The 24,578-nt window shown below is 63.3% G+C and carries 20 protein-coding genes and 1 tRNA gene; 14 read left to right on the forward strand and 7 right to left on the reverse strand.

From position 1 onward, the window contains the following. Positions 1-67 precede the first annotated feature (67 nt). The 5 genes from BLW27_RS07850 to BLW27_RS07870 are packed head-to-tail and all read left to right on the forward strand — an operon-like array spanning position 68 to position 7,410. Positions 68-1,087 carry a restriction endonuclease gene (locus tag BLW27_RS07850; RefSeq protein WP_143042221.1) on the forward strand — a complete coding sequence of 340 codons (1,020 nt, stop codon included), beginning with the start codon at positions 68-70 and terminating at the stop codon, positions 1,085-1,087. Further along, a complete protein-coding gene (locus BLW27_RS07855; RefSeq protein ID WP_089881938.1) occupies positions 1,084-2,010 on the forward strand; it encodes a hypothetical protein in 927 nt (308 codons plus the stop codon). Before BLW27_RS07850 ends, BLW27_RS07855 begins: the two co-directional genes overlap by 4 nt. Beyond that, on the forward strand, positions 2,010-5,048 hold the full coding sequence (locus BLW27_RS21670) for a site-specific DNA-methyltransferase (RefSeq protein ID WP_089881940.1): 3,039 nt from the start codon (positions 2,010-2,012) through the stop codon (positions 5,046-5,048). The genes BLW27_RS07855 and BLW27_RS21670 overlap by 1 nt, the downstream gene beginning before the upstream one ends. Beyond that, positions 5,048-5,395, forward strand: coding sequence for a DUF4357 domain-containing protein (locus BLW27_RS07865; RefSeq protein ID WP_089881943.1), 348 nt, complete (start codon positions 5,048-5,050; stop codon positions 5,393-5,395). The genes BLW27_RS21670 and BLW27_RS07865 overlap by 1 nt, the downstream gene beginning before the upstream one ends. Continuing rightward, on the forward strand, positions 5,392-7,410 hold the full coding sequence (locus BLW27_RS07870) for a UvrD-helicase domain-containing protein (protein ID WP_089882471.1): 2,019 nt from the start codon (positions 5,392-5,394) through the stop codon (positions 7,408-7,410). Before BLW27_RS07865 ends, BLW27_RS07870 begins: the two co-directional genes overlap by 4 nt. Before the next feature lie 71 nt (positions 7,411-7,481). Here the strand turns inward: BLW27_RS07870 and BLW27_RS20640 are convergent, their stop codons facing one another. Both BLW27_RS20640 and BLW27_RS07875 read right to left on the reverse strand, forming a co-directional pair. Further along, entirely contained in the window at positions 7,482-7,943 is a 462-nt protein-coding gene (locus BLW27_RS20640; RefSeq protein WP_218141092.1) for a hypothetical protein, read from the reverse strand. A 114-nt stretch (positions 7,944-8,057) separates the two neighbouring features. Next, complete coding sequence (locus BLW27_RS07875) at positions 8,058-10,226, reverse strand: DEAD/DEAH box helicase family protein (RefSeq protein ID WP_089881946.1); 2,169 nt, start codon at positions 10,224-10,226, stop codon at positions 8,058-8,060. Between the two features lie 214 nt (positions 10,227-10,440). On the opposite strand from BLW27_RS07875, the gene BLW27_RS07880 reads away from it, so the two are divergent. From BLW27_RS07880 to BLW27_RS07910, 7 genes are all read left to right on the forward strand, one after another. Then, complete coding sequence (locus BLW27_RS07880) at positions 10,441-10,809, forward strand: helix-turn-helix domain-containing protein (RefSeq protein ID WP_089881948.1); 369 nt, start codon at positions 10,441-10,443, stop codon at positions 10,807-10,809. A 305-nt stretch (positions 10,810-11,114) separates the two neighbouring features. After that, on the forward strand, positions 11,115-13,004 hold the full coding sequence (locus BLW27_RS07885; protein WP_089881950.1) for a hypothetical protein: 1,890 nt from the start codon (positions 11,115-11,117) through the stop codon (positions 13,002-13,004). 1 nt (position 13,005) lies between these two features. Beyond that, positions 13,006-14,388 carry a hypothetical protein gene (locus BLW27_RS07890; RefSeq protein ID WP_089881953.1) on the forward strand — a complete coding sequence of 461 codons (1,383 nt, stop codon included), beginning with the start codon at positions 13,006-13,008 and terminating at the stop codon, positions 14,386-14,388. Positions 14,389-14,594: 206 nt separating this feature from the next. After that, positions 14,595-14,987, forward strand: coding sequence for a hypothetical protein (locus BLW27_RS07895; protein WP_089881955.1), 393 nt, complete (start codon positions 14,595-14,597; stop codon positions 14,985-14,987). A gap of 106 nt (positions 14,988-15,093) precedes the next feature. Beyond that, the gene (locus tag BLW27_RS07900; RefSeq protein ID WP_089881957.1) at positions 15,094-15,402 is read left to right on the forward strand and encodes a hypothetical protein; all 309 of its coding nucleotides are present in this window, start codon (positions 15,094-15,096) and stop codon (positions 15,400-15,402) included. Positions 15,403-15,485: 83 nt separating this feature from the next. Beyond that, positions 15,486-15,773, forward strand: coding sequence for a hypothetical protein (locus BLW27_RS07905; RefSeq protein WP_089881960.1), 288 nt, complete (start codon positions 15,486-15,488; stop codon positions 15,771-15,773). Continuing rightward, complete coding sequence (locus BLW27_RS07910; RefSeq protein ID WP_089881961.1) at positions 15,763-16,299, forward strand: RNA 2'-phosphotransferase; 537 nt, start codon at positions 15,763-15,765, stop codon at positions 16,297-16,299. Before BLW27_RS07905 ends, BLW27_RS07910 begins: the two co-directional genes overlap by 11 nt. A gap of 66 nt (positions 16,300-16,365) precedes the next feature. On the opposite strand, the gene BLW27_RS07915 is transcribed toward BLW27_RS07910, so the two are convergent. From BLW27_RS07915 to BLW27_RS07925, 3 genes are all read right to left on the reverse strand, one after another. Beyond that, positions 16,366-18,528, reverse strand: coding sequence for a site-specific integrase (locus tag BLW27_RS07915; RefSeq protein ID WP_089881963.1), 2,163 nt, complete (start codon positions 18,526-18,528; stop codon positions 16,366-16,368). A gap of 257 nt (positions 18,529-18,785) precedes the next feature. Beyond that, positions 18,786-18,860: transfer RNA gene (locus BLW27_RS07920), tRNA-Asn, on the reverse strand. Between the two features lie 100 nt (positions 18,861-18,960). Beyond that, positions 18,961-19,875 carry an MBL fold metallo-hydrolase gene (locus BLW27_RS07925; protein ID WP_089881966.1) on the reverse strand — a complete coding sequence of 305 codons (915 nt, stop codon included), beginning with the start codon at positions 19,873-19,875 and terminating at the stop codon, positions 18,961-18,963. 52 nt (positions 19,876-19,927) lie between these two features. On the opposite strand from BLW27_RS07925, the gene BLW27_RS07930 reads away from it, so the two are divergent. After that, positions 19,928-21,217, forward strand: coding sequence for an ATP-binding protein (locus tag BLW27_RS07930; RefSeq protein WP_089881968.1), 1,290 nt, complete (start codon positions 19,928-19,930; stop codon positions 21,215-21,217). Between the two features lie 119 nt (positions 21,218-21,336). Here the strand turns inward: BLW27_RS07930 and BLW27_RS07935 are convergent, their stop codons facing one another. Both BLW27_RS07935 and BLW27_RS07940 read right to left on the reverse strand, forming a co-directional pair. Further along, on the reverse strand, positions 21,337-21,453 hold the full coding sequence (locus BLW27_RS07935; RefSeq protein WP_089881971.1) for an entericidin EcnA/B family protein: 117 nt from the start codon (positions 21,451-21,453) through the stop codon (positions 21,337-21,339). A 74-nt stretch (positions 21,454-21,527) separates the two neighbouring features. Continuing rightward, entirely contained in the window at positions 21,528-23,348 is a 1,821-nt protein-coding gene (locus tag BLW27_RS07940) for an extracellular solute-binding protein (RefSeq protein ID WP_089881974.1), read from the reverse strand. A 286-nt stretch (positions 23,349-23,634) separates the two neighbouring features. Here BLW27_RS07940 and BLW27_RS07945 point away from each other — a divergent pair, with 286 nt between their 5' ends. Continuing rightward, positions 23,635-24,408, forward strand: a complete 774-nt coding sequence (locus BLW27_RS07945) for a 3-hydroxybutyrate dehydrogenase (RefSeq protein ID WP_089881976.1) — start codon at positions 23,635-23,637, stop codon at positions 24,406-24,408. The last annotated feature ends 170 nt before the right edge of the window (positions 24,409-24,578 follow it).

The following is a 24,578-nucleotide window of genomic DNA, read 5'->3' on the forward strand; positions in this document are numbered from 1 at the left end:
AATGATCTCATAGTCAGACATAAGCACGTGCTTAGGCATATGCCTAAGCCTCCATGGTTATGCCCGAGTGTCCGGTCGAAACGGGGGCCAGTTCAAGCCGCGGGAAGTGGTTCATGTCCATGCGGTCAGCCCGGAACGGGATGCGCTCGAAATCACATTCCCCAGGGTGGCCGGCTATCGCGCTGATTTTCCGAGGGAACGCATCGATATCGACCTGAGCCGACTGGACCCCTACGTGCTCGATCCCGATCGGGTGAGAGCCGCGACCAATGTCACCATGGCCGGGATCATCGGCGCCCGCCACACCCTCGATCTCGAGCACCTGAGAGACCAGCGTCTTTCCACCGTTGCCTTCCACCTCGCCAACTACTGGGTGTCCGAGAAGCTGAGGGACGCCAATGGCGAGCCGAAGACCCATCTCTTCACCCACGCAAAACGGATCGTGCTTCAGTGGCTTCGCTCGGACCGCGTTGTCTACAAGGGCGGCTGCCAACCAGCACAGCTGCTGTATCTCCAGCTTGCAGACGAGGTTTGTGAGCTTCTGATGGGCGCACTCCTCGACCAACCGGGTGGCGAGTCGATCATCCGGGCGACGCTCGATCCATTCATGCCCGAGGGCTCGACCATTGATGTGAATTTCCCGACGTCGAAGGCAGGTCGCCACACGCCGCGCGCGGATCGCAGTCACCTCAACTACATCGTCACCGACAGCGACTGGGAGGCGAAATTCGCGCAGCTCCTCGATGAACATCCCGAGGTCCTGGCTTACACCAAGAACCAGAACCTCGGCTTCGAGGTGCCATATTCCGAACAGGGCGAGGCGCGCACCTACCTCCCCGACTTCCTCGTCCGCCTCAGGACGCCGGAAGGGTCCGATCCCATGACGCTCGTTGTCGAGATCAAGGGCTACCGCGGGCACGACGCTGCACTGAAAGCGGAAACGATGCGTAACAAGTGGATACCGGCGGTCAATCGGCTGGGCACGCATGGCCGGTGGGCCTTTGTCGAGCTGCGCAGCCTGCATGACTTCAGGGACGAGTTCGATGCGGCGATCGAGGCCCTCGTCGCCGCGACGGAGCCGGCATGACCGAGGTGACCTTCGGCCGTCTGGTTGATCTTCCGTTGCGCGAGGCGTGGAAGCACGAGGCCCTCGAATTCACCCCCTGGCTTGCCGAGAACATCGACCATCTTTCCGACGCCATCGGAATCCCGCTCGAACTGACGGGCCAGGAAGTCCGCGTCGAGAGCTTCGCGGCAGACATTCTCGCTCGGAACCCGTCGGACGACAGCGTGGTCCTGATCGAGAACCAGCTCGAACAGACCGACCACACGCACCTCGGTCAGATCATGACATACCTGGCCGGACTCGAGGCGCAGACCGTCGTCTGGATCGCCCCGGAATTCCGGCAGCCGCATCTTTCGGCGATCCGGTGGCTCAACGAGCATACGGCCGACGGGTTTTCGTTCTTCGCGGTGAAGGCACGTGTGGTGCGGATCGGCGACTCTCCCTTCGCTCCGATTTTCGAGGTGGTCGAGAAGCCGAACGACTGGGATCGGGAGATCAAACGCAAGGCGAGCACCGACGGCAGTGCCTACTACGATATCAAGCAGGAGTTCTGGGAAGAATTCCTGCGGACCCATCCGGCCATGGCAACGCTCGGTGTCGCGGCATCGCGATATCCGAACGCCTACATCACAGTAGGCGCCGAACCCAAGGTCGAGATCTCGATCTGGATCGGGCGCGACAAGAGCGGCATCTACGTCCGCAGCGGATGGGGAGAGCCAGTTGGGCCGGTCTCAGAGGTGTTGGAGCCGCACCGAGCGGCGCTGGAGGATGCCCTCGGTGCGCCGTTGGGACCCGGTGGCCGTGGCCAGCACTTCCTGGCGAAACGGCTGGGCAAGGGCCACGACCGGCGCGAGGCATGGCCGGAAATAATGACTTGGATGGACGAGCGCGTGGCGGAGTATCGCAGCACCCTCGAACCGATCCTAAAGGGAGGGACAGCCTGATGGCGAACGACGAGAAGCCGATCGGCACGATCACCCATGACGAAAAACGGGCGAACATCCCCTCGGCCGAGCTCGAGCCGGTCATGGAGCCGTCGGACCGCGAGGCGATCAAGGTCGCCTATGAGCGACGCAATCGCGATCTCGACCCGCAGTTGATCTGGCGCGGCAAGGACCTGGATCAGGCGGAGCTGACGGTCGATGCGCCGCCGATCTACCTTCAGGAGCAGGTGCATCCCAAGGCGCTGATCGACGACCTGCGGGCCGGGCGCGAGAAGGCCGAAGATCTCTTCGGCCATTTCGGCTTGACCGAGGAGGACCGTGAGGCCGAGGTGGAGTTCTACCGCCATTCGCGGAAATGGTCGAACCGGATGATCCTGGGCGACGGGCTCCAGGTCATGTCCTCGCTGTCCGAGCGCGAGGGGCTGAAGGGCCAGGTGCAGACGATCTATATTGACCCACCATATGGGGTGAAATTTCAGTCAAACTTCCAGTGGTCCACCACCTCAATGTCAGTGACAGATGGCAAGCTGGAGCATCTGACCCGCGAGCCCGAGCAGGTAAAGGCGTTTCGCGATACCTGGCGTGATGGCGTCAACTCATACCTCACATACCTGCGTGATCGGCTTACTATCGCCCGCGAACTCCTGCATGTGACTGGTAGTTGCTTTGTGCAGATTGGAGATGAAAACGTCCATAGAATTCGCGCCCTAATGGATGAGGTATTTGGGGAGAAGAATCTCGTAGCGATGATTGGAGTTATAAAAACGTCTGGATTGCAATCCGGAAGCTCCTTGCCTCATGTCATTGACTACGTAATTCAATATGCCAAAGAAAAGGAAAACGTGAAGTTTCGTCCGTTATACTTGGACAAACGGGATGAAACCACTTCGGCTACGGAATACTTCTATTTAGAACTTCCAGACGGAAGCTCACGCACCATGGACAAGGACGAGAAAGATGGCGACAAGCCTGTCCCTAATGGCTCGCGGCCATTCAGCCTGAGTGATCTCACCAAACCCGGGCCGGGGAGAAAATATGACTTTCCTCATGTAGGTTCGAAATACAGCAGTCGAAATCGCTGGTGGGGAAACCCGCCCGAAAGCCTGGAAAGACTCGGTCAGGCCGGGAGACTACATGCCCGAAGGAATGATGTTCGGTTTCGAAGGTTTTTGGATGACTTCCCGATCCGTCCCATTTCGAACCTTTGGCAAGATGCTGCCTTCTCAAGCCGGTCGGAAGATAAGACGTATGTGGTGCAGACTTCTCTCAAAGTCATTCAACGCTGCATTCTCATGACCACTGACCCTGGCGATCTTGTTCTCGATCCGACCTGTGGTTCTGGCACCACCGCCACTGTCGCCGAGCAATGGGGGCGGCGCTGGATTACCATCGACACGTCTCGAGTGGCGCTCGCACTCGCGCGGGCCCGGATCATGGGCGCAAAATATCCATGGTATTTGCTTGCGGACAGCCGCGAAGGACAGCGTAAGGCCGCCGAGATCACCCGCGAGGCACCGTCGACCCACGCCACCCACAACGATATTCGCCACGGCTTCGTTTTCGAGCGCGTGCCGCATATCACGCTGAAGTCCATCGCCAACAACACCGAGATCGACGTGATCTGGGAGCGGATGCAGCCCGCCGTCGATGATGCCCGCACCGCGCTCAACGCAGCGCTTGCAGGCCGGTCCGATCTCTTCCCGGTCGAAACCGGCGGCCGCGCAGGCAAGTCCATCGACTTCACCGCCTCCGGCACGGTCACCATGCCCTCGGGCGAGGAGGCCCCGGCCAACGGCTTCTTGGAGTGGGAGATCCCCCGCGAGCCCGGCACACCCTGGCTCAAGGACCAGCGCGACCTGCACGCCCTCGCCCGGACCATGTCCGGCGACCTGACCCCGGCGAAACAGCGCCTTGCCGAGGAGGCCCTGATCAAGCTCAACGCCGCCCGCGGCACCTCCTGGGACTTCGACACGCTGCCCGAACGCCCGGTCACCCCATGGCCCGATGCGGCCAAGGAGGCGCTGGAGGCGTTCTGGACCGCCCGGATCGCGCGGCAGACCGAGATCGACAAATCCATCGCCGCCAAAGCCGACCACGAATTCCTCTATGACAAGCCCTACGAGGACAAGAAGCGCGTCCGCGTCGCCGGGCCCTTCACAGTCGAAAGCCTCTCGCCCCACCGCACGCAGGCGGTGGATGAGCATGGCGAACTGATCGAGGAGGCCGACGCAGCCGCGGGCAAGCGCAGCCCCGGCGAACAGGAGGCCGAGAACTACCAGAAGGCCATCATGGAGAACCTCGCCAAGGCCGGGGTTCACCAGCAGGACAAAGGCGATGCGATCAAGTTCGACAGCCTTGCCCCCTGGCCCGGCGAGTGGATCGCCGCCGAGGGGCAGTATGTCGAGGGCGAAGGCGATGACGCCGTCACCCGCCGCGCCGCCGTCTTCATCGGCCCGGAATACGGCACGGTCGGCCGCGCCGACCTCGTCGCCTGCGCGCGAGAGGCCGCGGAAGCTGGTTTCGACATCGTGATCGCCTGCGCGTTCAACTTCGAAGCCCACGCGCAGGAACTGCACAAGCTCGGTCGTATCCCGGTTCTCCATGCCCGCATGAATGCCGACCTGCATATGGCCGGGGATCTGAAGGCAGGGGGAGGCAACCTGTTCGTCGTGTTCGGCGAGCCGGACATCGAGGTGACCGAAGACGGAAACAAGTTCCGAGTCGAGCTGAAGGGCGTCGACATCTTCCGCCCCGGCAAGGGCGAGGTGGAGAGCTCCGAGCCCGACGACATCGCCTGCTGGTTCATCGACACCGACTATTCCGGGGAGAGCTTCTTCGTCCGGCAGGCGTATTTCCCGGGCGCCGACGTGCCCTACAAGCAGCTCCGCTCGACCTTGAAGGGTGAAATCGACGAGGACGCCTGGGAGAGCCTGAAGCGGACCGTGTCGCGGCCCTTCGCGCGGCCGAAGTCCGGCCGGATCGCCGTGAAGGTGATCAACCACCTCGGGGACGAAGTCATGAAGGTGATGGGGGTGTGATGGACAAGTTCGAATTCGAAGACGGTGGCGCGAAAGCGACCGGGTCTCCATTGCAGATCAGGAAAATGCCTCCGTTCAGGGTTTTCAAGGGGTCGACGGCTCGGAGGAACCCATCTCGCAGCGAGACGCGCTACGAGGATGAACGGCGCAGATTGATTATTGATGGCACGCTCGAGGACCACCCTTCCAATCCGGACCTCATGGTCTTCACGCGTGACTATGATGCGAACAGCGCCTCCATGGCCGCGGGTGTCATCAGCGGTGGAGGTAATTTCAGCGGGCCAGAGAAGTGGTTCGAGGTTGCCTCACCCGAGTCCTTCAAAGAGTGGCTCAGCAGGCGCCTGTGACAGTTCTCATCGCGTCAAGCTTCACCAAGTCGCTCGAGAAGCTCACCGGCCAGGAGCAGTCGCAGGCGAAGATCACCGCCTTCGACATCCAGCAGAACCCCGAAAGCCCCGGGCTGTCACTGCACCGGATCGACCGCTGTCGAGACCCAGGGTTTTGGTCGGCGCGGGTCAATCAGGATCTGCGGATCGTTCTGCACAAGCGCGGAGGTGATACTCTCCTCGCCTATGTCGGCCATCATGACGATGCCTACGCTTGGGCGGAAAGGCGGCGTCTCGATACCCACCCGAAAACGGGTGCTGCGCAGCTTGTCGAAATCCGCGAGACGGTCGAGGAAATCCTCGTCCAGCGCTACGTCGAGGAGGCAGTCAAGAAGCCACGCCTTTTTGCGGAGGAAGATGACGAGACCCTGCTGAGCTGGGGCATCCCGGAGGATTGGCTGGCAACGGTCAGGCAAGCGACCGAGGACACGGTGCTCGACATTGCCGGGCACCTTCCTGACGAGGCGCAGGAAGCGATACTGTCTGCGGCTGTCGGCGAAGCTCCCACCGTGCGTATCGCAGACCCCATCGGCCTCGGCTTCGCGCATCCAGACGCGCTTCGTCGTTTCCGGGTGGTCGGAGACGAGCAAGAGCTTCGGGCTGCGCTCGATGCCCCATGGGACGAATGGGCGGTTTTTCTTCATCCGGCCCAGCAGGAATTCGTCGACAGGGACTTCAATGGACCTGCTCGAGTGATCGGATCGGCTGGCACCGGCAAGACCGTCGTTGCGCTGCACCGCGCTGTGCGGCTCGCGTCTGAAAGCCCTGATCACAGGGTTCTGCTGACAACCTTTTCCGAGGACCTTGCCGAAGGTCTTCGATCGAAGCTCGAGCGATTGACCCTGTGTCGGTCGGAAGTCGCCGCGCGGGTGACGGTCGGCACGATGTCGACGGTCGCGTGGCAACTGGCCGAGCCGTTCGGAAGGCAGATGAAAATTGTTGGGAAAGACGAGCTATCCGCCATCATCGCCGACGCAGCGCGCGAGGCCAAATCAAAGATCGACACGGACTTCCTCGAAGACGAATGGCGATTGATCGTCGATGCCTGGGACGTTCGCGACAGAGATCGATACCTCGAATTGCCCCGCCTCGGCAGGAAGATCCGCATGGCCGCGTCACGTAGGGAAGAGCTTTGGGCGATCTTCTCGAGCGTCCGCGCCGAGCTTTCCTCACGAGGGCTGGAGACCGAGGCTGGACTGATGCATCGGGTGGCGCAGAACCTCCCCGATCCTCCGTTCTCGCATGTCATTGTCGACGAAGCACAGGACATCTCCGTTCCGGAGCTCACACTTCTTGCGGCCATAGCCGGTGATCGCCCCAACGGATTGTTCTTCGCAGGCGACATCGGACAACGAATCTTCCGGTCGCCATTTCCCTGGAAGTCCGCGGGTGTCGATATTCAAGGTCGCTCACGTAGCCTGAAGGTGAACTACCGGACATCGCATCAGATTCGATCGCATGCAGACCACTTGCTGCCGCCCCGGCTACTTGAAGTCGAGGGTGGTGAAGATCGGCGGACCGGCGTTACATCGGTATTTCATGGGCCCGCGCCGAAGACGGCAACCTTCGCAAGCGCGGAGGAGGAAAGCCAATCACTGGGAGGATGGCTGAGGGATGTCATCGGCGGTGATATCCGCCCATCGGAGATCGCGATTCTCGTCCGTTCCGAGGACGAGCTTCCGAGAGCCACGGCTGCCCGGGAATACGCCGGCGAAGCAGACATTTTTGTAATCCTCATGCATGACGCCAAGGGTAGAGAATTCCGCGCAGTCGCGGTCATGGCCTGCGACGCCGATATCCTGCCGAGCGAAAAGCGCCTCCTCAAAGCAAGCGATGAGCGTGATCTGAAAGAGATTTTCGATACCGAGAGACATCTCCTCTACGTTGCTGCCACAAGAGCCAGGGAGCAGCTTTGGTTGTCGGCAGTCGCGCCTGCTTCCGAATTCCTGGAGGATCTATTCGACATGCCCGACTGAGGTCAGCGGCGATCGGCACCGGGCACTGAGATGCTGCCCGTTGCATCAATTCGAACAACGGAACGCTCCCTCTAACACATGGTGCGTTGATCGACGGCTTTTCTCGGTATTCTTCTTTTCCTCGAAGCCCGGGCGCATGCCAAGTTCTTCATGAAATTGCCAATCTGCCGCAACTGTTCGTGCGCCGAACATCCCGTGTGTGCGATCAGCCGACAGAACTGTTGCTCGAGGAAATCTACAACAGGCCCTCCAAGTGCATAAGGATCGTCGGTCAAGTGGTCGAGGAACGCGGGGTCATTTTTCGGCATCGTCAAACATTCGGATGCAATCGGCGTTTCTTCAAGACTTCCATAGGAGACGCCCTTCCGAACCATGTAGCGGTTCACCAGGATGCGCGATCCTGCATTTCCTTGATCGATACGGGTCAAGCCGAGAAGATGGCGACGTCCCCTGTAGTCGAAAATGTATATCCAATGAACGAGCGACCTGAACGGATCGCGTTCGATCATGTGGAAAGGTATCTCGCGAGACATTTCGTATTCCTTGGAGTCATGCCCGCAGACCATCACTGCGGGTGTTGCAATTTGAGAGGCGACGCAAGAGAAAGATGGGTTCGGTTGTAATTATGAGAATGAATTTTCCGGAAATTATGCGAGATTGGGCGTGAAATCCGGCCAGAGGGTTTCGGCCATCTCAAGCGGCGCGCCATGATCGTCGAGAATGATCGCGAGCACGGCCTTTCCCCCGCTGCGCCTCTTCAGCAGGACAGGCGTGATCTTCCAGCCGTTGGCGGCTGCAACACGTCGGCAGAGCAACATCATGTGTGATGTTGGTCGCCCGCGGCGGAATCCCTCGGCGCTCGGCTCGGTCTCGAAATCCATCGGAAGATCGAGATGGAGTCCTGTGGCCGAGAGCCGTGCTCCGCGCACGGCTCGGCCCATGGTGGCGCGCAGGGCTTTCTCCATGCGGATGAACCCGAGCCAGTCCGGCTCGTGCTCAAGATCGCGCTCCAGCGCAGTGAAGGTGCACAGGCGCGTGACCGGTAACTCCGGCAGCGGCAGATTGCTCAGGACGACCACCCGTTTCTCTCGGTTCGGCGAGACAAGCCGGAGCCGGGCGATGGCCTGAAGCGTGGCGCACTCGCGCGACTGAGCGAGGATTGCCTGGACACGACGGTCTGGATGCGCACGCCGGAGGCCATCTCGGACAGAACCATCGGCCATCAGAATTGTGGCACCGGTTGCGGGGAGCGGTCCGGCAACATGCTCGGCGATCGGGAGCGCGTCTTTCGAGAACACGGCGCGCGCCGATCTTTCGATGTCGCTGACACCGGGCTGGAGTCGACCGATGACAACGATAGCTGCAAAGCCCTCGTAGTCGTTGACGCCTTGGGTTCTCGGTCCGAACCAGCGCGGCTCGGCCCCGAGAAGCGGTCTTCTGAGGGCCTTCTCCTCGGTTCCGGCCGCAGAGTTCCCGACTTCCGCATGCAAAGCTTGGAGAACAGATTTGGTCGCCACGACGAGAACACCGCCGTCCGCCGCCTTTTCGACTTCTCGCCGGATGATCGTCAGAACTTTGCCTCGCCGTTCTGCGCCGTCCTCTGCGTGAAGCAACCAGCTGTTCGACAGGGTCAGGTCTGATATCTGCACGATATCGGCGATCGGCGGCGACTGGATCGAGACGAATGCCGCACCGGGAGCGACGCGTTCGGTGATGTCCGGATCGGCATCCGCGTCGAGGAGAAGCAGCGGATCGTCGCGATCGAGATCATCAAAACCGGATGACTGGATCTCAAGCTGAGAGCTTTCCTTCGTCCTGGCTTCGGACAACCTCAGCCCGACGCAATGCCCAGTTTCCTTTTCGGCCACGCGCTTGAGGATCTGTTGTCGCTTCCGCGACGCGATGAACGATCTCGTGTCGAAGGTCTGGACGCAGAATTCCAAAGTCTTGGTGCATTGCCACGGACCGATTTCGAGGTAACTCCGCGATCGCTCCTCCGCTTTCACGAGGCGCTCCAACTGTGCTGTGTCGATGCCCGACTTTCGGAGATGTTCGTGCAACGGCAGGCCGCGTTGCAGTCCATCGACGATTGCCGCCTTGGTCCTGGTGAGGGCGTCGAGGAGACCTTCGGGGAAAGACTTTGGTGGGGCCCGCATGAAATCGTCGATCGAGAGATTCAACCTGCGGATCAAGGTCGGCCAGACTTTTTCGTCGATCACGCGAAGAGCGGTCTCGTAAGTGCGATCAATGGGAGCATCGACGCCCAGGTAGGCGTGAGCGAGGAACACGACATGGGGACCAGGCACGTCCTTCTGCTCGAGATAGGGGCATCCGGAAGCGCAGGCCGATTGAACGAAATTCCCATCCGGGTCCTGTCCACGACAGAGAGCTTGCGTGATGGAGGGAACGAAGCCGGAAATTTCCTTTGCAAGGTTGGCGCGCTCGCACATCGTCTTCTTGCTGTTGCCGGGACGCAGAGCGCTGCGTCCGCGGATGACGCGGGATGGCAGCCCGGGCGCGAGCTCTCGAAAATCTGCATAGGCCCGTTCCGCGAGGTCGAGCGTCGGCACATAGATCAACACATGCCCCTGGCCCAGCAGTGCCTCGCCGTGTCGTGCGATGACGCGGAGCGCCGTGGCGGTTTTTCCAAGGCCGGCCGTAACCTTCATCGCAAGGGCGGCGTCGGGCGCGGCTGTTCCTTCAGCTGCCGCTTTGACGAATGACTCGATTTCCTGCTCGAGCAGGGCTCTGGCCTTGGACGGCATCAACCAAGGCGAAATCGCGGCTGTCGCGTCGAATAGTTCTTCATGCTTCATTTGCGTTCTCCATTTCGGAGAACCTGGGCGCAGGTGCTGTCGCGAAAAAACGCCTCTGATCACGTCGGCGTGAGCGCGGGCGTGCCAGCAAAGGTGTCGAGCCTCAATTGATCCTCCTAATTGAGCGCCGGCACCTTTGGTCGCCACCCCATGCATTTCGGTGAACCAGGCGCAGGGACTAATTCCTCGTCAGAAGAAACCTGATGAGGAAAAAATGCTGTCAGTTGAGGAAGTTGCAAGACACTTTGGTTTGCGTCCCGACACGGTCCGGCGAAAGATTCGGGCCGGAGAGATCGAGGCGATCCGCATCGGCCGGGTCTTCCGTCTCGCCTGGCCGGACGTGTGGGCCTGCGAGGATGGACCGATGCCGAAACGCTCGCGGATCACGCGCTATCAAGATGACCTGCTGTGCAAAAAACAGATTGCCGGGGCGCTCCGCGTCAGCGTGCGCACCGTCGAGCGTTGGATCGACGACGGGCTGCCGACCCGCAACGCGTTCGGGGCCATTCGCTGCAACCCGCATGACGTCACCGACTGGCTGAAGCTGCGGGGCGTCGACCTTCCCTCGGAATGGTGGGCGTGACGCCGACGGTCCGTCGCACAGATGCGATAGGCATCATCGCGACACGAGCGGGATGGCTCCGCCCGTCGCACAAGCGTCCCCAAACATTTATTGGGGTTATGCTTGGGAGCGATCCTGCGAAATGCGGGAAAATTGCGACAGACTGTGCGAACCGACCCACCGAGCGCGATCTCCTGAATGGACCAGTTGCGGTCCACGGCCCGGGCCTCGCGAGCCGCCTTTCCTCGTGAAGGCGGCCCGCAGGCCCCGAACATGGAGATGAAAATTTGAAACATGACAGAGCACTGACAAGCGCCGCAGACGCGATGTTCCCGGACTTCCTGAAATGGGCGAAGGAGTCCGGCGAGAGCCGTGATACAATTTACGAGATCGAAAAGGTCGCCGCGCGGCTCGACCTGACCGACGACGAATTGGATCTGGTTCCGGCTGACCTGGGCTACTTCGAGAAGGTGGTCGCCGTGTCGCCCTATGGCGCGGTCTCGCGGTCGAAGAACCTCGACACGGCCCGCAAGCGTGGCAATTCGCGCATCCGCACCGCCCTGGAGCGGTTCCTCGCAGCGCGCGGGCAGGGGACCCCGGACACGGCCGTCCGCGCGAGCTACGACCGGGTGATCGGGTTCATGGTCGACAACGAGGGTTTTGCCGATCGTGGCGCGCTCTTCACCACGAGCACGCACAAGCCGTTTCTTCTGGTGCGGGCGCGGGCGCGGCTTTCGCTGCCGGACCTCGACCAGCCAGAATTCGACAGGCTTTGGCATGATGCGACACCGGATGGCCGTAAGTCGTTGCGGAAATTCGCCCAGCGGATTGGTAAGCTGCGTCGCGGGCACAATCGTTGGCCCGAGCTTGCGGATCTACTGCCGCGACAGGACTTTGTGGCGCCCGCCCCATCTGACCGGGCCCGTAGAATCGAATGGCAGTCATTGCCCGCACCCTTTCGCTCTGATGCAGAGGAAGTGTTCCGCGAGACACTGCGCCAACCCGCCGACATGAAAGATTGGGCGAAGGAGCAGTTGCGCCTCGGCCGATCAGCCGTCGAGATTGATGCGGAGATCGCGGCGCGGGTGGGAAAGGAAAAGAAGAAAAAGCCGCCCAAGAATATCGATTCCGCGCTTGCCGGCTATCGGCAGGCAACAACCTGGCTTCTGCGCGAGAGTCACTCGCCGGAGACCGGGTTCGCGGGACTCGCGACGCTGCGCGAGCTGTTCACGGCCGAGGCGCTCGAGGCGGCTTGCAGCGCGCAAATCGCACGGAGCGCCGCGTCCATTTCGCTCAAAAATGCGAACAAAAGTTCGACGCTCTGGTCGCGCTTCACGAATCTCACCACGATAGCGCGCCACGGCCTGCGTGATCCCGAGATTCTCGCGCGGATCGGTCTCGTGCGCATGTTCAACGCGGACTACGTGTTGTTGCCGAGCGAGATGACCGAAGATGCCGAGGCGATCTGTGATCGGCTGCGCAAGTCACCGCATCTCGCGGCCGCGTTCGTAAACGCGCCAGCGCGCCTTGGCGCCATCTCGACTGAGGCTCTGGAGGCAGCATCAACCGATTTCGCGCGCGAGCGCGCGCTGCGGCTCTCGGCCTGCGCCGCCGCTTACTCTGTGCAGGTCAGCCGGGCTCTGAGGCCGGCCAATTTGTTCATGATCCGCCGCAAGGCGACACCCGGTTGCCCGCGCAACCTGACTTGGATCGCGGACGGACAACATGCCGAGATCTGCTTCTCCGGCGGAGAGGTCAAGAACGGACAAACTGTGATCGTGAACGTGCAGGGCGACGACGCCCGCATCCTTTGGCAGTGGGACCGGGTCGATCGGCCGAAGCTGATGAAGCTTCGCGGCATCGAGTCTTCACCCTACCTGTTCCCGGGAACGGCCAATCCTCGTCTGCGCAAGGCGGCGCTGAATCTGCCAGCCGGATGCATGTCCGTCGCTTCGATCATGGAGTTGTGGGATCTCGGCGACCGCCAGCTCGGACTCGGGCTGACGCCGCACCAGTGCCGCCACGCTCTCGCGACTCTGATGCTCGCCGTTCGGCCGGGTGATTTCGCGAATGTGGCCTCGGTGCTGGCGAACACCGAAGAGGTCGCACGCCGCCACTATGGCAAGGACAGCGGCGAAGCCGCGGCCGTTGCCGTGCGGGAGGCCTTGCTGGCGCACCACCCGGACATCTTTGCGCGCATGAAAAGGAGAACATGACATGAAAGCCGATCTCGATGTGATCCTGAAGGAGACACCGGCGGCCGTGCGGCGGGCCATGATCCTGGACGCGCATAATCTCGCGCCGGGTGCGGCGCAGGTCATGGGGCGTTTCTGGACGGCAGTCCGCGCAGGCCACGGCAATCCTGCCATGCCTGGCGCGGAAGCCTACCGAGCCGCCGCCGCCTCGGAATCGACGTTTCGATGCCTCCTGCGTGCTCTCTCGCGATACGCGCCGCAGGTGTGCACGGCTCCGGCGAGGCTCGTCAGTGACGAATGGTATGCCCGGCGGCGCAAGCCGGCCATAAAGGCCATGCCGACCGCCGAGAAGCCCGTAGGAGCGACCTGGCCCGAGGCTTGGCAACGGATGAAACCACGCCTCGACACGACCTCGATCAGGCTCAGCACCCGGAAGCGATATATCGCGAGCATCGATCGGTGCGCTGTCGTCGTCGCAGAGGGACTCGCTTCGGACACGCACGGGTTCGTTGCAGCATGCGAATTGTCGGACGCGTTTCTTTTTCATCCCGACAAGACCCGCCGTGTGAAGCCGGTCACGGCCGGCAACTACATCGAGGGGCTGATTGCCCTGGGTGCCAAGGGCGGAGTCGCAGAGGCGAGCCTGACCGCCATGCGGGTCATCCTGCGCGACCTTCGGGATCAGGCGGCGCTGGCGGAGAAGAACAAGTATGGAAGGCTGTCCGAACTGATGGAACGCGGCGGGTATGCCCATGTCGCCGACAGGATCGGAGAACTCAGGAGGCGCGCCCATGATCTGCCGGCGCACAGCGCGGCCCGCCGCCGCTGCTTGCAGCAGGCCGTCGTCTGCGCCGTCATTCTCAACAAGCCGCCGCGCAAGGGCGACCTCGTGTCGTGGCGGATCGGAGAGCAGATTGTCCGTGACGTCGACGGAACCTGGCGCGCGAGTTGGGAGCAGGAGAAGACGGTGTCCGAAACGGAAACGGGTGCGATCTGGCCCGAGATATGCGAGATCTTGGACGAGTGGATGCTCGACGGCCGCCCAGATCGCCTGGTCCATGTGCGCTACCAGGAACTCCTCGGTCGGAACTGGCTGACGTTCGATGACAGCGTGCCGTATCGCAACCTTCCGACCGAGCTGACCAAAGCCGCGATCGGCGTGCCGTCGCATGATCTGCGGACCCTCGCCGCGGACTACATGCGTCGTCATGATCCTGCCCACGCTGCGAATGTTATCGCTACGCATCTCGGACATGGCACTCGAAAAGCCGGAGAGGCCTATCGCGCCGAGTGCGAAGGGGCGGCGGCGCAAGCGATCTGGCAAGAGGCGCGGGCGCGCATTGCTGCGCACTCGGCAAAACCACGAGGTAGGCGCAAGACACAGGGCCGTATGGCAAACGTATAGCGTTGCCAATTCGGTGGCTGGCTCGCGAGCGGAGGGAGTGGGAGAGGGATCGCGCCTGATCTCTCGCGGCCGTCTTGGTGAGGCCGCGAGCGACAGGCCGATCGGCTGAAGGAGAGAGACAAGAAAGAAGCAATAGATGGACAGGCATCCGGCCCATGACTGCTTGACCCGCGCGCGACGCGGACACCTACCCGGAGCCCATCATCATGAACCTCGACTCGATATCGATCTTCGCACCCGACCTCGCACAGGAGATTCCTCCCGATCCGATCCTTGCCTACGTTTCGGCACATCATGAGGCGCTCTGGCATGCGGCCCGACTGCTGGGAGGCTACGAATCCGCCCGTCTCGTCGACCGCTGCGCGGAACTCCTCGCGCAGGACCGACGCGTGACGTCGCGCACGCGGATGATGCTCGACCAGATCCTGGCGATGCTATCGCTGGAAGAAGTCGACAACCCGAACCTGCCATACATGGGGCATTTCGCTGTAATCGATCCGCTCGATCCGGTTGTCGAAGAGATCTGTCTGCTGACGGATGGATTGCGTCATGAGCTCGCACGCACGGTCAGCGAAGCCCTGCTGCGGCCCGACGCATAGTCCGGCGCGACGATCCTACACCGCCGGTTTCTCCCGTCGGCGGTGCTTGACCGCACAAGGTTCTCGACCGGCCTGGTGGCTGGCCCTTCGTGCGGGGAGACCCACCATGAACAAGACGCTCTGCGGAAGCGGTGCTCTTCTTGCCGCCCTCGATGCCCAGGATTTCCTACGGCGCCACGGCAATAGCCTCTCGGAGGTGCTGCACGCGACCGCGGGTAACCGCGGCCTTGATTTCTACTGCGCGGCTGACCGGTTGCTGGATGGCCTGAGCCCCGATCCGGTTTGCGTCGGGAAGGCGCTTCGAGACATGCACGATCTCCTTGTGGAGGTCGACACGCCAGACGACCGGTATGTGGCATCTCTGCGGTGGCACGGCGCGCGGTTGAGTGATCTCGCAGCCGGTCTGCCACGATGACGCGGCGGGCCTCGATCTTCGGATCGGGGCCTTACGCCGACATCGACCCCGCGATGTTCCCCATATCAAAAAGGAAGACTTGCATGCAGTTCAGCACCAGAAAGATCACCGTTGATCAAGATCTCGGAAGCCGAAAGCTTCAAGCTTACTACGATTGTGCATTTCTGTGGTCCAAGGCACCGATCGATCCCGGCTGTGCTGACGAAGTCGCGGAATTCTATACCGTTACCCTGATCAGGTTTCTGGAGGTTCTGGAGACGCTGTCGGCCCATCAGCGGCTGGAACTTCTCGAACGGTCGAGGGGAGCGCACGCCCCCCGGCGTGGAGACCGTCAGGTCGCAATGCTCGGAGAATATCCCGATGCCCAGTGACAGCCGGTTCCTGACGCTCGTCCTGCGTCACCGACCGGAACTGATCGGGATCGAACTCGACCGGGCTGGCTGGACAGACGTCGATGGGCTGTTGCGGGCGATGAAGCGCCACGGACGACCGCTCTCGCGGATAGAACTCGAAGGTATCGTGACCGCGGATCGCAAGAAGAGATTCACCCTGTCAGCTGACGGGACGAGTATTCGTGCGGCGCAGGGCCATTCGATTGTCCTCGACCTCGACCTCCCGCCGGCGCCTCCTCCGGCCATGCTCTTCCACGGCACGGCGCGACACTACCTCGACTCGATCTTCGCAGACGGCCTGCGCCCGGGGAGGCGGCAGTTCGTCCATCTCAGTCCGGATCTCGTGACCGCTGCGACGGTGGGTGCGCGCCACGGCAAGGTCGTCGTGCTCACGGTGGACAGCGCTGCCATGGTCGCCGAGGGTCATTCCTTCATTCTCTCGGACAACGGTGTCTGGATGACCTCTGTGGTCCCTGCGCGATTTCTCGGTTTCGCCCCGAGCTGAGCGGGCAGGGCGGCCGGTGAAGGTTTTCCTGATCAGCCAACTTCGCGGACGCAACCAATCCCGGTGCTACGCGACGACCCGCAGCCCGCGCTCCTTCGCCCGCGCCTCGAGGACGGCAGAAGGCGCGTCGAACGGCGAGCGGATCATCGAAATGTCGACCACGACCGACTTCATCCGCTCGGCCAGTGCCTCGATCCCGAGGCTCTGCCCGTAGGAACGATCGCCCTCATCGGTATTGGCATGTCCCATCAGGCGGCAGCGAATGGCGTCCGACTTGTCGTCGGTGAGCAGGTCGTTGTGGAACGTCGTGCGGAGCGCGTGGAAATCGAGGCCGGGCCAGTAGCAGTCGTTCGTGCGGCGATAGTAGCCGAAGCTCTTGCTGAAATTCGCCGAAAAGGTGCCCTTCTGCACCCCTCGCGTGAGGAACGGGAAGAGCCGGATGTGCTTCTCTTTCCTGCGGAACTCGACAAGTTTCAGCAAGCCAAGTTCGATCAATTGCGGATGGAGGGGCATGATGCGCTCGCTGCTGAGAGTCTTCACGCCGTTGATGATGGTCTTGCTCACCTTGAGATAGGGGATGCCCTTGTCGGAGCCGAAGTCGTCAGGACCGAGCTGGAGGCACTCCTCCATCCGGAGCCCTTGGTGGCGCGCGATCAGGGGCGCCCAGAACAGGGGTTCGCCGATGTCCTCAAGCGGCTCCTGGAACACCCGCGATCCGAATAGCGTGTAGATGCGGTCGTCCCAGGCGACGCGCTTGCGACCGCCTTCACCGCTCTTCAACGCTTTGACCTCCTTGTTGGTCCAGGTGCAGATGCTGAACGGGTTCTGGTCGATCAGCTGCATGTCCCAGAGCATTTCGCCGATGGCACGCGCGACTCGTCCGTGCTTGATGTAGGTAGACACGCTCAGCCGGGCCACGTGCGTGTCGAGCCTGATCTGGTCGATTTCCTCTTCGGTCGCGCCCCTTGCTTTCGCCGCAGCAATCTTCCTCTCTCCCTCCGCCTCTTGCGCGTCCGCTCTCTCGATGAGCTCCAGCATATTGAACTTGCCCCGTTCAGCTTCGGACCGGCCGTGATTGTTCGGGACCTGCCAGAGCTGCTCCAGGCCGTCGTTCACGTCGTCGACATGGATTTCGTCGACAGGAATATCCCCGATCACGGACAGCCAGAAGTCGAGGGCGAACCGGCGCTTGCCTCGGTGATCCTCGGTGAGACGCTCTTCCAGGGTCGCGCCCTGCTTGTCCCTCGGGAGCGGCTTGCGCTTCTGGTGAACGTTGAAGGGAGCATGATAGCCCCAGCTCAGCAGCTCGTAGTGCAACTCGATCGCTTCGCCGAAAGTGATCCCGCGATGCTTATCGAGGGCAGCGCGAGAGGCTTCGGACAACAGCGTCCGGTCGATGAGGATGCGGGGCGGGCGGGTCGCGATCCGCGCCTTCTGCCAGCTCTGTTCGTCATAGTCGTCCGGCATGTCGAGACCGGCGGGCACGATGGCTGGCGTCAGAGCGGTGGTGGCGAGGAGGGACGAGTGCGCTGCGGTCTTCGTCGGCTGAGGGTCCGGTGCGGGCGCCGGGGCGATGCCGGGCGGGACATGTTTGGCAGGTGCCATGGTTTCCGAGAAGAAGGAGGCCGGGGCAGCTTCGACGGGAGTCGGTGCAGTCTGGGTGCTCGCGAAGGCCGCCGGTGCAACGGCCAGCGCCGGGGCGATGCCGGGGTGCGCAACGGCGGCCGCCGTGGCGGTGCCGATGGCGCGGCGGAAGAACACGGTGGGCTGGTCGTAGATGCCCTGCTGCCGGCGGGCACGTTCCTGGCTGACATCGAGAAGGACCCGGGTTGCCTCGTAGGCGAGCGCGGTCCAATCCTCATCGGCCGCGTCGAGCTCGAGCCCGAGCCGTGCGGCGACATGGCGAAGCGGCTGGCGCGCGACCTCGCGGTCCCCGAGCCAGAGCGCCTGGCGCAGGGTGGCCTGGAGCGCCTCCTCGCGCCGGAGATCCATGGCGGCGGCCTCGGGGCTACGGGGACCGGCGACGGCGCGCGCACGCTCGAAGGCCTCGATCTCGAACCGAACGAGGCTTTCCAGCATCCAGACCTGTGTTTCGGGCGCAATCGCCATCGTCATCTCCGCACCTGCGGCGAAGACCAGGTCGCTCATCTCGGTGAGGCGGCGGGCCAGGATCTTCGCGTCGGCCGGGAGATGGGTGCGAAGCGAAAAGCAGAGGAACGATTTTTCCAATGGGGTTCGGAAGTCATTCCCCGCAGCGCCGGACGATGCGCCACCCCGGTCCCGTAGGGACCGGGGCAGGCGCCTGCGCCAGTAGAATCCGTTCCTTCGGATTTCGAGGTGGGGCGGCAAGCTCCGATTCCGGGGCATCGACATGCCCTCCTGTGCACACGTTGTGCACCGCCGTGTGCACCTGAATGTGCACCTCGTCGTCGAGCTCCGATTCCGGATCTCGGAAATCCCTTGTTTTCAGGGGCTTGCTGGGATTTTGGCTCCGGCGGCAGGGATCGAACCTGCGACCAATTGATTAACAGTCAACTGCTCTACCGCTGAGCTACGCCGGAACACGTGGGCCGTATAGCAAGCTCGATTCCGGGCGTCCAGAGGCACGAGGCAGATTTTTTGCGCCGCGCGCGAAGGAGATGAAGCCTGGGCCAGGGCCGATCAGCCCAGGCCAAAAACGGCGTCCGCGCGGATCGGGCCTTCGCACCGCGCTGCGCCGGTATCGTACAGCGCCAGAAGGTGCGCGAGGACGTTGCGGCTGGCGGCAGGCAACAAAGCAGCGGGCGTGTCGGTGTAAATGCTGCGGGCCAGCGCGGAGGCGGAGGCGGGACCCGAGGCCAGCGCGGCGATGATCGCGGATTCGCGTGCGCGGCGGTGGGCGCGCAGCGCGCGCGTCCGCTCCGCAGGGTCGTCAACCGGCGCGCCGTGGCCGGGCAGGAACCGCATCCAGTCGCGGGACAGCAGCCGGTCGAGCGAGGCCATAAAGGCGGCAAGGTCGCCGTCGGGCGGCGAGATCAGCGAACTGGCCCAGCCCATCACGAGATCGCCCGTGAACAGCGTATCGCCGATCGCGAAGCCCATGTGGTTGGCCATGTGGCCGGGCAGGTGGAGCGCCTCGATCCGCCAGCCATCGCCGTCGAGGAACGCGCCGTCCTGAAGCGTCTGGTCGGGAGCGAATCCCGTATCCACGCCTTCGCCGCCCGACAGATTGCCCTGCGCGGCAAGCCGGCGCATGGTGGCGCTGCGCCCCGCATCGGGCGGGCCGAAGGCGAGGATCGGAGCCCCGGTGCGGGCGGACAAGGGCCTGGCCAGCGGCGAATGGTCGAGATGTGCATGGGTGACGAGGATGTGGGTGATCATCTGTCCCGGCTGCACGGCGTCGAGGATCGCCTGAAGATGTGCGCCGTCGTCGGGGCCGGGATCGATCACGGCCAGACCGCGTTTTCCCACGAGATAGGTGTTGGTGCCGCGATACGTCATCGGCGACGGGTTGGGCGCCAGAACGCGCCGCAGGCCCGGGCCCACCGGCTCGGCCACGCCCGGGCGCGGGTCGAAATCGGGCTGCGGATCGGTCATCGGCGTCGCTTTCGCAATGGTGCGCCGCGGGCGCTTTGGCTAGGTGTAGCGCATGGCGTTCGAAGGGCTCAAACGATACATGCCACGCGGGATCTACGGGCGCGCGGCGCTGATCCTGGTGCTGCCCGTGGTGACGCTGCAGCTGGTCATATCGATTGTCTTCATCCAGCGCCACTTCGAGGACGTGGCGGTTCAACTGACGACCGATTCCGCGCGCGCCGTGTCCTATGCGCTGTCGATTGATGATCCCGAGGCTGCGGCAAGCGCCCTCGATTTCAGCCTGCGGCCGGTGGACGAAGAGGCGCTGCCCGACCAGGATTTGCGTCGCTGGTACGATTTCTCGGCTTTGGTGGTGATGCGCACGCTGCGCGAACGGCTGCAGAACGTCGAGCGGATCGCCATACCCGACGACTCGCGCGTCTGGATCTACCTGCGACGCGAAGGGCAGCTGTTCGAGGTTGCGCTGAAAAGGGGCCGGGTGGCGGCATCCAACCCGCACCAGCTATTGGTTCACATGGTGTTCTTCGGCGCGTTGACGACCGTGATCGCCTATCTCTATCTGCGCAACCAGTTGCGGCCGATCACGCGTCTGGCGCACGCGGCGCAGGCGTTCGGGCGCGGGCGTCACGTGCCCTACACGCCGGGCGGCGCGGTCGAGGTGCGCACTGCGGGCCACGCCTTCCTGGACATGCGCGCCCGGATCGAGCGACAAATCGAACAGCGCACGATGATGCTGTCGGGGATCAGCCACGACCTTCGTACGCCGCTGACGCGGCTGCGGTTGGGTTTGTCGCTGCTGGACGACGATGAGCGTGAACCGCTCGAGCGCGATGTGGACGAGATGCAGCGCCTGATCGACGCCTTCCTGGACTTCGCCCGTGGCGACGCCGAGACCGGACCGGCCGAGCCGGTGGACCCGGTGGCGCTGGCCTCTTGCGTGGTTGACGATGCTCGCCGCGCCGGTCAGCCGGTCGAGCTGGGCGTGACCGAGGGGCAGGGCGTCTTGCCGTTGCGGTCGGCGGCCATCCGCCGTGCGATCGAGAACCTCGTGACCAACGCCGTGCGCTACGGGACGCGCTGCCGCGTCTCGGTGCGGCTGACCGAGCGGTCGCTGCGTATCAGGGTCGAGGATGACGGCCCCGGCATCCCGCCCGAGGATCGTCCCGAGGCGGTCCGCCCCTTCGTCCGTCTGGACCCGGCGCGCAATCAGGATCGCGGCTCGGGAGTGGGGCTGGGGCTGGCCATCGCGGCGGATGTGGCGCGGGCGCATGGCGGCGTGCTGCGGCTGACCGACAGCGCAACGTTGGGCGGCCTTTGCGTCGACATCGTCATCGGCCGCTGAACAGCACGATCGCGCGGTTTCACGACACTTTTGCGGCGGTATCGCCCGGAGGAAGCGCCGGCTGACCACCTCGGCCAGCCGGTTCCCGGCCGGAGACGAAGCCCGGACCAACCCGCGGCCTAAAGCCAGCCCTGAACGGTGCGCGCTCCGGCCGAGATGTCCTGCCCCAGCCCGTCCACCGTACCGCACGCCGCCAGAAGGGCCGCAAGCCCCAGAAGGAAAATTGCCGGTTTCATTACCTGCTCTGCCTCTTGTCATGCGCGGGAAACGGGTTCGTCCCCGCGCTGCTTGTTCCCGTTCGGGATTCTGCTCAGTTTTCTTCCTGCCACCACCAGACGTCCGGCTGCCAGTTGATCCAGTCGCCGTAGATCGGGATGGCCTCGGGGAATTTCAGCTCTTTGGCGTGGGCGATGCGCGAGGTGTTGTATTCGTAGAACGGGACCACGTAGCGCCCGGTGGTCAGGACCCGGTCCAGCGCCTTGGTCGCGGCCACGAAATCCTCGCGGGTTTCAGAATTCAGCAACCGGTCGATCATGGCTTCGGCCGCGGGCGAGCACATGCCCATCAGGTTCCGCGACCCCCGCGTCTCGGCCGCTTCGCAGGACCAGTAGAGGCGTTGCTCGTTGCCCGGCGACAACGACAGGCCACGGCGGTAATAGGTCATGTCGAAGTCGAACTGGTCGGTGCGCTCGCGGTATTGCGCGGGATCCACGACGGACACGGTCGCGTCGATGCCCATGCGGGTAAGACTTTCGACGAAGATGTCGGCGATGGATTGCGGCTCTCCGGCACCCTGGCTCAGCAGGATCTCGAACTTCATCGGCTGGCCGTCGGGCGTCATCATCACGCCGTCCTCGATGACGTAGCCGGCCTCGGCCATCAGGTCGATGGCGGCGCGGATTCCGGCGCGGTTGCGCGCCGAGCCGTCCGAGACGGGCAGGGCGTAGCCTTCGAGCGCGCCGGGCAGCAACTGGTCGGCGAAGGGTTCGAGGAACTCTCGCACCCGACCCTCGGCCGGTCCGTCATCCATACCCAGCACCGAGTTCGAGAAATACGAGGTGATGCGCTCCTGCGCGCCGCCGGTCAGGGCATCGTTGACGTATTCGAAGTTGAAGGCGTGCAGCATCGCGTCGCGCACGCGCCAGTCGTCGAAGGGCGCGCGGCGGGTGTTCATGACGAAGCCGGTGATGCCGGTGGGCCTTTCGTGCGGGATCAGCGACTTGACCACATCACCGCGCTGGATGGCCGCGAAATCGTACTGGCTCTCCCATTTCTCCGCGTTGAACTCGCGGTTCGAGTTGAGAATTCCCGCCTTGAACGCCTCGAAGGCGGCGGTCTCGTCGCCGAAGAATTCCATCCGGATCGTGTCGAGGTTGTTGGTCCCGCGGCGGAAGGGCAGATCCGCGCCCCAGTAGTCGGGATCGCGCGACAGCTCGACGAAGCGGCCTGGTTCGAAATCGGTGACCACGTAGGGCGCCGAGGTGATGGGGATGGTGTCCAGCCCCGATTCGGCGAAGTCCTTGCCCTCCCACTGGGCCTTCTTCAGGATCGGGCGCATGCCGATGATCAGCGCCAGCTCGCGATCCTCAACGTTGAAGTCGAAGCGAACCGAGCGTTCGCCGGTCTTCTCCATCTTCTCGACCTTGTCCCAGGTCGAGTGATAACGCGGGTGACCGACCGTACCGAGGGTCTCGTAGCTCCACATCACATCCTCGACGGTGACGGGGCTGCCATCGGAAAACTTGGCTTCGGGGCGCAGGGTGAACTCCACCCATTCGCGGTTCTCGCCGACCTCGATGCTTTCGGCCAACAGACCGTAGAGCGAGAACGGCTCGTCCCAGTTGCGGCCCATCAGCGTTTCATGCGCCAGGTGCGGCAATTGCCACGGGCTCGAGCCCTTGAGGATCAGCGGGTTTAGGCTGTCGAAGCCACCGACCTCGCCGGTGACGATGCGGCCGCCCGTGGGCGCGTCGGGATTGGCATAGGGCAGCGCCTGGAAGTCGGCCGGAAGCTGGGGCTCGCCATACATTGCAATGCCGTGGCTATCGGCCAGTGCCGTCTGCGCGCCCAGAATCGCCGCCACGGCGAGGGACGCATTACGACGAATAAAGCGGAATAAGTCGAGGTGCATTATCGCAACAATCCTTGGCTGCCCTTGTTTTCTTGGCCGCGATGCTACGCCGGCGCCACGGGCTTTTCAAACTTTAAGCTTGGACTCGGGCGAACAAGCGCTTATACATGAGGTACTGCTCGATAGGTTTCTTGCCTGTATGAAACCTGCCTCAATAACTGACCCCGGCCTCGCGCCGGGGTTTTTTTGTGCCTGCATGCCGCCGGATCGGCCGTCGATCCGCACCCCCCTTATGTCTGACGCGCGGCGTGCTATGCTGCGCGCGCAACGCAAAGGGAGCGCGCGCATGTCGCTGACAGGGAAGACGGCCATCGTCACCGGATCGAATTCGGGCATCGGGCTGGGCATCGCCGAGGAACTGGCCAAGGCCGGTGCGGCGGTTGTCCTGAACTCGTTCACCGACCGCGAGGAGGACCACGCGCTGGCCGCGCGGCTGGCGGACGACCACGGCGTCGACGTACGCTACATTCCCGCCGACATGGCCAGCGCGGACAATTGCCGGGCGCTGATCGAGAAAGCGGGCGGCTGCGACATCCTGGTCAACAATGCCGGCATCCAGCACGTGTCGCCGGTCGACAGCTTCCCAGTCGAGAAATGGGACGCGATCATCGCGATCAACCTCACTTCGGCCTTCCACACGACCGCCGCGGCACTGCCTCACATGCGCAAGCGGGGCTGGGGCAGGGTGGTCAACATCGCCTCGGCCCACGGGCTGACGGCGTCGCCCTACAAATCGGCCTACGTCGCGGCCAAGCACGGCGTGGTCGGCCTGTCCAAGACCGTCGCGCTGGAAACCGCCGAGGAGCCGATCACCTGCAACGCGATCTGTCCGGGCTACGTGCTGACCCCGCTGGTCGAGGCGCAGATCCCGGCCACAATGAAGGAATACGGCATGGAACGCGAGCAGGTCATACGCGACATCATGCTGGCGCGGCAGCCCTCCAAGGACTTCGCCACAGTCGAGCAGATTGGCGGGACGACGGTTTTCCTGTGTTCGGACGCGGCGGCGCAGATCACGGGGACGACGATCAGCGTGGACGGTGGCTGGACCGCACTCTGACCGGCGACGCTTAAGCGGCTGCGCTCCCGCGCCTGCGGCGCCCCCGGGGAAATTTCAGCCGGAATGATGGGGTGGCGCGCCGCTTCCGCCCGGGGTTGCGCGCTGCGACGATCACCGCTATAGGCGCGCTCACGAACCCCGCAGGCGGGGGCGGGCGTATCGGGAGAGAC

This window comes from Citreimonas salinaria, from assembly GCF_900107235.1.
GTDB lineage: Bacteria > Pseudomonadota > Alphaproteobacteria > Rhodobacterales > Rhodobacteraceae > Citreimonas > Citreimonas salinaria.

What these genes read in the sequence shown, in the direction of transcription:
- BLW27_RS07905 (WP_089881960.1), top strand. Translation starts at nt 15,486, where the DNA reads ATGCAGTTCAGCACCAGAAAGATCACCGTTGATCAAGATCTCGGAAGC.
- BLW27_RS07880 (WP_089881948.1), top strand. Translation starts at nt 10,441, where the DNA reads ATGCTGTCAGTTGAGGAAGTTGCAAGACACTTTGGTTTGCGTCCCGAC.
- BLW27_RS21670 (WP_089881940.1), top strand. Translation starts at nt 2,010, where the DNA reads ATGGCGAACGACGAGAAGCCGATCGGCACGATCACCCATGACGAAAAA.
- BLW27_RS07865 (WP_089881943.1), top strand. Translation starts at nt 5,048, where the DNA reads ATGGACAAGTTCGAATTCGAAGACGGTGGCGCGAAAGCGACCGGGTCT.
- BLW27_RS07875 (WP_089881946.1), bottom strand. Translation starts at nt 10,226, where the DNA reads ATGAAGCATGAAGAACTATTCGACGCGACAGCCGCGATTTCGCCTTGG.
- BLW27_RS07900 (WP_089881957.1), top strand. Translation starts at nt 15,094, where the DNA reads ATGAACAAGACGCTCTGCGGAAGCGGTGCTCTTCTTGCCGCCCTCGAT.
- BLW27_RS07885 (WP_089881950.1), top strand. Translation starts at nt 11,115, where the DNA reads ATGTTCCCGGACTTCCTGAAATGGGCGAAGGAGTCCGGCGAGAGCCGT.
- BLW27_RS07940 (WP_089881974.1), bottom strand. Translation starts at nt 23,348, where the DNA reads ATGCACCTCGACTTATTCCGCTTTATTCGTCGTAATGCGTCCCTCGCC.
- BLW27_RS07925 (WP_089881966.1), bottom strand. Translation starts at nt 19,875, where the DNA reads ATGACCGATCCGCAGCCCGATTTCGACCCGCGCCCGGGCGTGGCCGAG.
- BLW27_RS07855 (WP_089881938.1), top strand. Translation starts at nt 1,084, where the DNA reads ATGACCGAGGTGACCTTCGGCCGTCTGGTTGATCTTCCGTTGCGCGAG.
- BLW27_RS07895 (WP_089881955.1), top strand. Translation starts at nt 14,595, where the DNA reads ATGAACCTCGACTCGATATCGATCTTCGCACCCGACCTCGCACAGGAG.
- BLW27_RS07945 (WP_089881976.1), top strand. Translation starts at nt 23,635, where the DNA reads ATGTCGCTGACAGGGAAGACGGCCATCGTCACCGGATCGAATTCGGGC.
- BLW27_RS07935 (WP_089881971.1), bottom strand. Translation starts at nt 21,453, where the DNA reads ATGAAACCGGCAATTTTCCTTCTGGGGCTTGCGGCCCTTCTGGCGGCG.
- BLW27_RS07910 (WP_089881961.1), top strand. Translation starts at nt 15,763, where the DNA reads ATGCCCAGTGACAGCCGGTTCCTGACGCTCGTCCTGCGTCACCGACCG.
- BLW27_RS20640 (WP_218141092.1), bottom strand. Translation starts at nt 7,943, where the DNA reads ATGTCTCGCGAGATACCTTTCCACATGATCGAACGCGATCCGTTCAGG.
- BLW27_RS07890 (WP_089881953.1), top strand. Translation starts at nt 13,006, where the DNA reads ATGAAAGCCGATCTCGATGTGATCCTGAAGGAGACACCGGCGGCCGTG.
- BLW27_RS07930 (WP_089881968.1), top strand. Translation starts at nt 19,928, where the DNA reads ATGGCGTTCGAAGGGCTCAAACGATACATGCCACGCGGGATCTACGGG.